12 protein-coding genes are annotated in these 8638 nt (G+C 64.0%); 3 read left to right on the top strand and 9 right to left on the bottom strand.

Annotation, left to right across the window (positions count from 1 at the left end; translation table 11 throughout):
* Positions 1 to 68 precede the first annotated feature (68 nt).
* Complete coding sequence (locus ACYVIA_RS02630) at positions 69 to 974, top strand: ribose-phosphate pyrophosphokinase (RefSeq protein WP_460837589.1); 906 nt, start codon at positions 69 to 71, stop codon at positions 972 to 974.
* A gap of 120 nt (positions 975 to 1094) precedes the next feature.
* Entirely contained in the window at positions 1095 to 2048 is a 954-nt protein-coding gene (locus ACYVIA_RS02635; protein WP_460837591.1) for an AAA family ATPase, read from the top strand.
* A 56-nt stretch (positions 2049 to 2104) separates the two neighbouring features.
* Here the strand turns inward: ACYVIA_RS02635 and ACYVIA_RS02640 are convergent, their stop codons facing one another.
* Genes ACYVIA_RS02640 through ACYVIA_RS02675 form a run of 8 tightly spaced genes read right to left on the bottom strand, consistent with a single transcriptional unit; the run spans position 2105 to position 7369 of the window.
* A complete protein-coding gene (locus ACYVIA_RS02640) occupies positions 2105 to 3616 on the bottom strand; it encodes a complex I subunit 5 family protein (RefSeq protein ID WP_460837593.1) in 1512 nt (503 codons plus the stop codon).
* Complete coding sequence (locus ACYVIA_RS02645; RefSeq protein ID WP_460837595.1) at positions 3613 to 5052, bottom strand: complex I subunit 5 family protein; 1440 nt, start codon at positions 5050 to 5052, stop codon at positions 3613 to 3615. Before ACYVIA_RS02645 ends, ACYVIA_RS02640 begins: the two co-directional genes overlap by 4 nt.
* Complete coding sequence (locus tag ACYVIA_RS02650; RefSeq protein WP_460837597.1) at positions 5045 to 5350, bottom strand: NADH-quinone oxidoreductase subunit K; 306 nt, start codon at positions 5348 to 5350, stop codon at positions 5045 to 5047. The genes ACYVIA_RS02645 and ACYVIA_RS02650 overlap by 8 nt, the downstream gene beginning before the upstream one ends.
* Positions 5347 to 6072, bottom strand: coding sequence for an MnhB domain-containing protein (locus ACYVIA_RS02655; protein WP_460837598.1), 726 nt, complete (start codon positions 6070 to 6072; stop codon positions 5347 to 5349). The genes ACYVIA_RS02650 and ACYVIA_RS02655 overlap by 4 nt, the downstream gene beginning before the upstream one ends.
* The gene (locus tag ACYVIA_RS02660; RefSeq protein ID WP_460837600.1) at positions 6069 to 6323 is read right to left on the bottom strand and encodes a Na(+)/H(+) antiporter subunit B; all 255 of its coding nucleotides are present in this window, start codon (positions 6321 to 6323) and stop codon (positions 6069 to 6071) included. Before ACYVIA_RS02660 ends, ACYVIA_RS02655 begins: the two co-directional genes overlap by 4 nt.
* Positions 6320 to 6631, bottom strand: coding sequence for a monovalent cation/H(+) antiporter subunit G (locus tag ACYVIA_RS02665; RefSeq protein ID WP_460837601.1), 312 nt, complete (start codon positions 6629 to 6631; stop codon positions 6320 to 6322). The genes ACYVIA_RS02660 and ACYVIA_RS02665 overlap by 4 nt, the downstream gene beginning before the upstream one ends.
* Complete coding sequence (locus ACYVIA_RS02670) at positions 6618 to 6896, bottom strand: monovalent cation/H+ antiporter complex subunit F (RefSeq protein ID WP_460837604.1); 279 nt, start codon at positions 6894 to 6896, stop codon at positions 6618 to 6620. The genes ACYVIA_RS02665 and ACYVIA_RS02670 overlap by 14 nt, the downstream gene beginning before the upstream one ends.
* On the bottom strand, positions 6893 to 7369 hold the full coding sequence (locus ACYVIA_RS02675; protein WP_460837605.1) for a Na+/H+ antiporter subunit E: 477 nt from the start codon (positions 7367 to 7369) through the stop codon (positions 6893 to 6895). Before ACYVIA_RS02675 ends, ACYVIA_RS02670 begins: the two co-directional genes overlap by 4 nt.
* 562 nt (positions 7370 to 7931) lie before the next feature.
* Between ACYVIA_RS02675 and ACYVIA_RS02680 the strand changes: the two genes are divergently transcribed.
* Entirely contained in the window at positions 7932 to 8234 is a 303-nt protein-coding gene (locus ACYVIA_RS02680) for a hypothetical protein (RefSeq protein ID WP_460837607.1), read from the top strand.
* 3 nt (positions 8235 to 8237) lie between these two features.
* On the opposite strand, the gene ACYVIA_RS02685 is transcribed toward ACYVIA_RS02680, so the two are convergent.
* Positions 8238 to 8638: hypothetical protein (locus ACYVIA_RS02685; protein ID WP_460837609.1), on the bottom strand; the 401-nt coding region annotated here is incomplete at its 5' end.

Below are 8638 nucleotides of genomic sequence, written 5' to 3' on the forward strand. Positions count from 1 at the left end.
CATAACCACGATTGCTGCACGATACAACCCTTGAACCAATCTCGAAGAAACAAACCTGGAGTGCAACGATGATCCCGATTCTTTTTCCGATGCCCGGCAATGAAGCCTTCGCGCTGCATCTCGACCGTGCCATTTCCTGCGAGGTGGGACAGATGGAAACGCGCCGCTTTCCCGACGGCGAGTCCTACATCCGTCTGTTGTCGCCGGTACACGGGCGGGATGTGATCTTTGTCTGCACGCTGGACCGCCCCGACGAAAAGATGATGTCGCTGTACCTGGCCGCCAGCATTGCGCGCGAGCTGGGCGCGCGCCGCGTCGGGCTGGTGGCGCCGTATCTTGCGTACATGCGACAGGATGCGCGCTTCCGGGAAGGCGAGGGCGTGACGTCGGCGCACTTTGCACGCTTCGTGTCCGATTTCTGCGACTGGCTTGTGACGGTCGATCCGCACCTGCACCGCCACCACAAACTCAACGAGATCTACAGCATCCCGACCAAAGTGGTGCGCGCGGCGCCGGTCATCGGGGACTGGATCGCTGCCAATGTCGAGCAGCCGGTGATCGTCGGCCCCGACTCAGAGAGTGAACAGTGGGCTGCGAAGGTCGCAAAGTCCGTCGGTTGCCCGTACACGATACTCGACAAGACCCGCACCGGCGACCGCAGCGTGTCGGTGTCGAAGCCCGATACCAGCGCATGGAAGGGCGGCACGCCGGTGCTCGTGGACGACATTACATCGACTGCGCAGACGATGATTGCGGCGGTGAAGCGCTTGAAGGAAGCCGGCCTGCCGCCACCGGTATGCGTGACCGTGCATCCGATCTTTGCCGGAAATGCCTACGAGGATCTGCAGGCGGCCGGTGTTGATCGCATCGTGAGCTGCAATACCATTGCGCACGCGAGCAATCACATCGACCTCAGTGATGAGGTCGCTGTTGCGGCGGTGGAGCTGATGGCCATATTGCCAATTAACGGTTAGATATTTCTACAGCGACATTTACGCAACACCGCGTCATGAATTGCTGGCAATCCCTAATGCGTGGAATAAACTTTGCATCAATACCGATGTCACAAAGTATGCATTGGAGGAGACCTACAAATGACGCTTACGCTGGCCCGCTCTCATCCTATTTACAGCATGCAAGCAGTGGAAAACGCGCAGGAAAAAGCGCGTGCACTGAAATCCCCCGAGCTGGAAGCCTTCTATGACGACATGCTGGAATTTGGTGCGGAACGCTTCGTCACGACACCTTCCAGCACCGAAGCGCTCAAGCCGCTCTACGACGATTGTCCGAACTTCGACGAGGTGCTGGACGACCTGACGCGGTACCTCGGGCTGTCGATCATCGGTGGTGCCGGCTTCAATGTGATGCCGATCCTGTTGCTCGGTGATCCGGGCGTGGGCAAGACGCATTTTGGCAAACGGCTGGCGGCGGTGCTCGGCACCGAGTTTGAATTCATCAGCATGAATGCGCTGTCGGCGGGCTTTGTCATCACCGGCAGTTCTTCCACCTGGAGAGGCGCGAAATGCGGCAAGGTGGCGGAGCGGCTGGTGCGCGGCAAGTTCGCCAATCCCGTCGTCTTGCTCGATGAAGTCGAGAAGGCCACAGGCTCCACGCAGTCCGATCCGATGGCGGCGCTGTACCAGTTGCTGGAGCCGGAAACATCGCGCGCATTCCATGACGAGTTCATCGATGTCGATCTCGACGCCAGCCATGTCTTCTGGGTGCTGACGGCGAACAGCCTCGACGGCATTCCGCCGGCATTGCTGTCGCGCATGGCAGTGTATGAAGTGCCCGCGCCGTCGCCGGACCAGGCGGCAGGCATTGCGAAGAATGTGTATTTAGGGCTGTTACGGGAGCTCAAGCTGCAGAACATGGACGACACGCTTTCCGAGGGTGTGCTCGACAAGCTGTCAAGTGTTTCGCCGCGAGAGATGCGCAAGGCCTTGCTCGACGGGCTGGGATTCGCCGTTGCGGCCGGGCGCAGCGCGCTCGCGCCGGAAGACCTGCGCGTGAAGCAGGAGCCGGGCAGGCGAAAGATCGGTTTTTAGCCAACTTTTGCAAAAATTACTGTGCGGGCCGACCCTCGTCGCTGCGGCGATTCGCGTCAGTCTTCCACCTTCAGATACTGCCGCTCGGCAATCAGCTTTGCCCACGATAACGGGCTCCACGAGTGCTCGGCGAAGGTGCCGGCAACGAGTACCGCAATGGCACTGACCAGCGGCGGGGCAAGCAGCAAGCCGTTTGTTTCCAGCCACCCGCGCCGCGGGATCGACTCTTCCGGCCAGCCAGCCTCGGGGCGCCTGAACCACGCGCGGTACAGGATGGGCAGGAAGTAGGCGGCGTTCAGCACGCTCGACACCAGCAGGACCCATCCCGCCCAAGGCGCGTTCGCGGCCGCCGCGCCCTCGGACAGATAATGCTTGCTGACGTAGCCGGCGGTGAGCGGGGCGCTCATCATGCCGAGCGCCCCAATGCTGAAAGCGAGTGTCGTCAGCGGCATGCGCCGGCCGGCACCGTTCATTTCGCTGACCTTGTGAATGCCGAGCGTTTCCGCGTAATTGCCGGCGCAGAAGAACAAGGTGATCTTCATGATGCCCTGGTGGACGAGATGAACCAGTCCGCCGATCGTTCCCACCGGACCGACAAGCGCAACCCCCAGCACGATGTAGGACACTTGGCTTACTGTCGAATAGGCCAGCCGGCGCTTAAGGTCATCCTGGAAAAGCGCGCGCAGCGAACCCCACAGAATGGTGATGCAGGCAAGCACCGCAAGCGGCGTGGACACACCCAGACCATGCGCGAAGTCGGCGCCGTAGACCTCGTACACGATACGCACGATGCCGAAGGCGCCGGCTTTCACGACGGCGACCGCGTGCAGCAGCGCCGACACCGGAGCCGGCGCGACCATTGCCTTCGGCAGCCAGCCATGCAGCGGCACCAGTGCCGCCTTGACGCCCAGCCCGGCTACGAGCAGTACGAACACCAGCCGAAGCTGGTCCGCATAGGCGGGGCCGAGCACGGAGACGGATCCGCCCGGGACGAACTCCACGCGCCCAAGCAGGCCGTACAGCCAGACCACGCCTGTCAGCAGCACCGCGCCGCCGGTCAGGGTGTATGCGAGATAAATGTTCCCCGCCTTCATCGTCGACTCCTTGCCGCGATGGACGACGAGCGGATAGGTTGACAGCGTCAGCAGCTCGTAGAAAAAGAAAAAGCTGAACAGGTTGCCGGCCATGGCCACACCCACCGTCGCCGTCACGCACAGGCTGAAGAAGCCGAAAAAGCGGCTGCGGTGCGGCGATCCCTCGAGGTAGCCGATCGCATACAGCGTCGTCAGGAACCACAGCGCAGCGGACAGGGTGACAAACAGCATTGCCAGCGCGTCGGCATGCAGCACCAGTTCCAGTCCCGGCACAATGGTGTGGCGGAATTCGTAGCGCTCGCCGCGCGCGACGCCCCACAGCATGAAGGCAATGAAAACCAGCTTGAGGCCGGCACCTGCCAGGTTGAGGGCGGTACGCAGGCCCCGGCGCTCCTCGGGTAGCGTGAAGATGATGAAGCCGGGAACCAGGGAACTGCACAGCACCAGCAGGGGGAGCGCTTCATTCCAGGTCATGGCGCCCCCAGCACGTTCATCAGTTCCGTCGCACGCAGGCCCAGCACCAGGCTCGCCACGGCCAGCAGGAAGCCCGGCCACTCGACGAGGCGCGGCACGGGCTTGTAGACCTCGCTTTGTTCCGCGCGCACGAAGGCGTAGCGCAAGATCTTGAACACATAGGCAGCCGTCAGCAGGCCGCCAGCAATCAGGACGACGATCCACCACCACTGGCCGCTCGTGATGGCGCTGTCGATCAGCAGCCACTTGGCAAGAAAGCCTGCCGAGGGCGGCAAGCCCATGAGCGATACGCCGGCCATCGCCAGCGTGAAAACCGTCATCGGCATACGGCCCGTGATGCCGCCGAGCTGCATGATGCGATCATGCCCGGTGGACAGGATGACAGCACCTGCCGCCGCGAACATCGCCGCTTTCGCCAGGCCATGGGCCAGGGCTTGCAGCGTCACGCCCTGGAGCGCGCTCTGCGCGGCCGACGGTTCTGTCTGCGCGGCGAGCGGAAAGAACAGGAACAGGTAGCCCACCTGCGCGACGGTGGAATACACAATCAGCATTTTCAATCTGGCTTGCCGCAAGGCCATGGCCGAACCCCAGAAGATGGCCGCGGCCCCAAGCACGCCGATCAGCTGTCCCCACGCCGGTGCGGCCATCGGCAGGAATAGCGACAGCCACAGCCTGGCCGCGAGATAGAAGGAAGACTTGATCACCAGCGCAGAGAGCAGGGCCGACACGGGCGAGGGAGCGCCGCCGTGCGCAGGCGGCAGCCAGAAGTGGAAGGGAAACAGCGCCGTCTTGATCGCCATGCCGGCCAGCATCAGCCCGGCGGCCAGTGCGACTGTCGGCGGCGACGACTCCTCGAGCAAGGGTGCCAGCTCCGACAGCGTGACGGTGCCGTAGGAGCCATAAAGCAGCGCGACGCCGAACAAATAGGCGCCCGATCCGAGCAGCGTCACGAGCAGATATCGCAATGCCGCGGCGATGGATCCGGGGCCGCCCGATGCCACCAGGCCGACGGCTGCCAGCCCGACCAGTTCCAGCGTGACATACAGGTTGAAGATGTCGGCCGACAGGAAGAGTGCGTTCATCGCAGCCAGCAGGAAACCCATCAGCGGCCAGAACGTGCGCACGCCCTCGGGATGGCAGCCGAAATAGGCGCGGGCATACAGCACCAGCGGCAAGGCAACGCCTTGCGCCAGCAGCAGCATTGTCGCGGACAGCCCGTCGGCCGAGAGCGCGATGCCCAGCGGCGCGTCCCAGCCTCCCGGTGCGTGCTGCAGCAGTGCGCCGCCCGTCACCTGCGCGGCAAGCCGCCAGGCCAGGACCAGCTGCAGGCTCACGCCGCCCAGCGCCAGTATCCAGCCGTGCGCCGGCCGCAGGAGAAACGCCAGGCTGGCCCACGCCAGCGGCACGAGGATGAGCAGAGGAATGAGCTCAATCATCCCGGTTCTCCGCCGGGAAACGCATTTCGCCTGTCAGGTTGAGCAGGCGGCGCGCGAGGGCGAGTGCCAGTGCGGTTGCCGCGATCGACACGACGATTCCCGTGAGCACCATCGCTTGCGAGACGGGATCAGCTTGCCCGCTGCGCTGGCCCAGGCCGACCAGGACCAGGAAGGCGCCGCTGCCCATCACGTTGAAGGCAATGACCTTGCGCAGCAGATGCGTTTGCAGGACGAGGCCGGCAGCACCGGCGGAGAACAACGCGATTCCTGTCAGCGCAAAGAGCAGTCCGGGCGTCACTCTTCCTCCTCTTCGAATTCATCCGGCAGGCGCAGGAAGAGGCCGGAGAGGATCAGCGCCAGCGAGATCGTCAGCCCGCATTCGATCAGCAGGATCAGTGCGCCGGCAAGCTGTGGTGGATACTGGAGCAGGGCGCCGCCGGCAAGGGGAAAAGCCGCCACGGCCAGGAAGATGAGGAAACCACCAATGACCCCGACCCGGAGCAGCCGTCCCGATCCCGGTGGCCGGGGCAGCAAGCCGGCGAGATAGAGCAGCACGATGCCGGCGGCAAGAACGGCAGCGGCTTGAAAGGCGCCGCCCGGGCGATGCGCGCCCGCCCATAGCAGGTAGCCGGCGGCAAGGACCATCAGCGGCGCCATCAGCCGCGTGAGCGATTGCAGAAAGGAGTGCGCCGGCGACGGCAGCCGGCGCAGTCCTGCATTTCCGCTCCCGTCGTTGCCGTCGCTGCTGTGACTGCTGTCGCTGCCGGAGGCGGCAATCACGCCCAGCAGGGCGAGCAGCAGGACCGCGATCTCGAGCAGCGTGTCGTAACCGCGAAAGTTGAGCAGGACCGCGGTGACGGGATGCTTCACGCCGCTCCTGTCCATTGCGGCATCGACCAGGCCGGCGAGCCGGATGGCAGGCTCCGGCAGCGCCAGCACGGCATCCACGGCAAACCAGGCGAACAAGGCGCAGGGGACAAGCACAAGCAGGTTGCGAATCCGCTTCTGCCCGGCCGTCATTGCCGCCTCCGGGAACGTGCGCGCAAGTGGCCGACCGAATCGAACAGGAGCGCACCGGAAAGCCCCGCGCCGATGGCGGCTTCGGCCAGCGCAAGGTCCGGCGCATCCAGCCGCGCCCAGGCCAGCGCCATGAGTAGCCCGAAGACGATGAACATCACCACTGCCCGAAACAGGTCCGGTGTGGTCAGGGCACGGAACGCTGCCCAGAGCAGCGACGCCGCCAGCATCAGGTCAAATGCGAGTGCAATCATGCATGCTCCTTGCCGGTCCATGGAGGTATCTTGCGCCGCCGCGCTCGCCGGGCGACGAGGAAGCCGACCGAGGCGCTGGCGGCCAGCACCAGCAGCCAGACCAGCACGAGCTTGAGTGCCTCTGCCGCACCGTCTGCACGCGGAAGCAGCCCGAGCAGCATGAAACCGAGTCCGAGGTTGTCTGCCTTGGCAAGCGCGTGCAGGCGGGTGTAGACATCCGGGAAACGCAGCAGCGCCACGGTTCCGGCGAAAAAGAAGGCGGCGCCCGCCAGCAGGCAGGCCGCACTGATCCAGTCAATGACGCTCATCCTCATTTGCTCCCGATTCCCGGCGCCAAGCACGTTGCGCAAAGGCCGCCCCGGTGATGGCTGCCAGCAGTGCGAATACCAGCGCCACATCCACCAGCGGTCCGTTTCCCTGTGCCAGCAGCAAGAGCACTGCCACCCCGGTCGTGCCGAACAGTAGCGCTGCCAGAAGCCGGTCGGCCGAGGTCGGGCCGCGCACCACCAGCACCAGCGCGACGAGCAGGTTGGCGAGGAGGAACAGCGCCAGCATCAGGCTCAGCGCGCTCATTGCAATGGCACTCCGAACAGTCGTGCAACACTCGCCTCCGCATTGCGCACCTCTTCCTCGATCGGCATGCGCCGGTCCAGCACATGCAACTGCAGGTGTCCGCCGTCCAGGCCGGCTGAGAGCGTGCCCGGCATGAGGTTGAGCACGCCGGCGAGAAAGAGTTGATCAGGTTCGTCGCGCAGGCGCAGCGGGATGTCGACGATGGCGGGCCGCAACGCAAGGCGCGGCCTGAGCGCTACCGCGGCCACTTGCACTCCGCCACGGAGCGAGTGCGTGAGGAAGAACCGGACAAAGCCGGGTATTCCCGCGAGCATGACGCGGCGTGGTGTCGGCGGATGCAGGTAAAGGCTCAGCAGGGCAGCGAGTGTGGCGCAGACGATGCCAAGCGCCCATGCATCCGGTGCGCCTTCCGTCAGCACCCACCAGACGGCGCCATAAAAAAGCGCGCGCAGGAAAAATGCGCGCGTCTTCATTGCGGGCGCGTTGCCTTGACGCCACCTGCGCAGCGATGCGCATGCAGGACGAGGGCGGGTCCTGCGTGCTCTCGCAAAACATGGATAGCCCGCCGGAAGGGAGGGATGACTGCAATCAACGGTAGGCTGGCGGGTCCGGGATCGAAGTGCATGCATATGCTCCTTGTTCTTGATTGCGTGACTCCTGTTGCAGACGGCAGCATCCACCCGCGCCGCAACAGTGCCGGTGTTCATTTCGGGCATGGAGCGGCCGCTGCCTGATTGTCAAGATAGACAGGAACGGCGCGTGAGGGTTCGGGGCAACGGAAGTCAGACATAACGGAAGGCAGAGAAACCGATGTGCGGTCGGGCGCGAACAGTGTCGCGGCTCGGGGCATCCGCTTGGTGGCTTGGCGATACGGCCGTCGGCAGTCCAGGGCGCGAGGTTTCGGTCATTCGAGTGCTTGACGCGCTTGGCGGGAGGGATGCCGCCTCACTCGGCGGTCTCTTTATTCCCTCTTTGTGGTCTAATGACGGGGTCATTGCATCGCGGGCGTCCAAGAACCGCGACCTTCATGTAACGATGAAAAAGCTCCTCATCGCATTCCTGCTTGCAATCTTTACCGCCCAGGCGACTGTCGCCGTTCTGGGCGACGATACCGTTGCACGTGCACAGTCCTTGCAGTTCCAGGACCAGGCTGCGTCTACGGAATGCAGTGATGCTGGTGAGTCCGACGTCGTTCCGACGATCGAAGAGCTGTCCGACTACGTACCCTTCGAGTTTCCGGCATCTGCAAGCCGCTTCCAGGCTGCCGTGTCGTCATTCCTGCCGGCTCGCCTGGCATCCATTGATCTCCCCGGGCTGGAACCTCCGCCCAAGGCCTGATTCTCATTTCGGCCATGCGCAGGGATGTGCTTCATCCCGCGTGTACATCATCGCCTCGAGCCTGCACGGCACGCGCCAGGCTGCCCATGCGGGCAGGGCGAAATACAAGACCTGTGAACTAAGAGCCTGTTCAGTATCTTTTTGACATGCGCGCAACCCCGGAAACCGGTCGAATGCAAGGCGTGGCGACGCGTCGTGGCGGGCTCGGCGCCCCCGGGCCACGGCAAGGAGTCGCAACACCGCAGGCGGCCGGTTTCCGGGGTTGCCCGAAGGGTTCGAGCGAGAAGTGCGCATTGCGGCGTTGCGTCGCTTGCTCAAGGGACGACCTTGAGCGGCGCGCCGCGCCTTGCACTGCATCCCTTCTCGCTCGAACGCGCATGCCAAAAAGATACTGAACAGGCTCT

Source organism: Noviherbaspirillum agri (genome assembly GCF_054780595.1).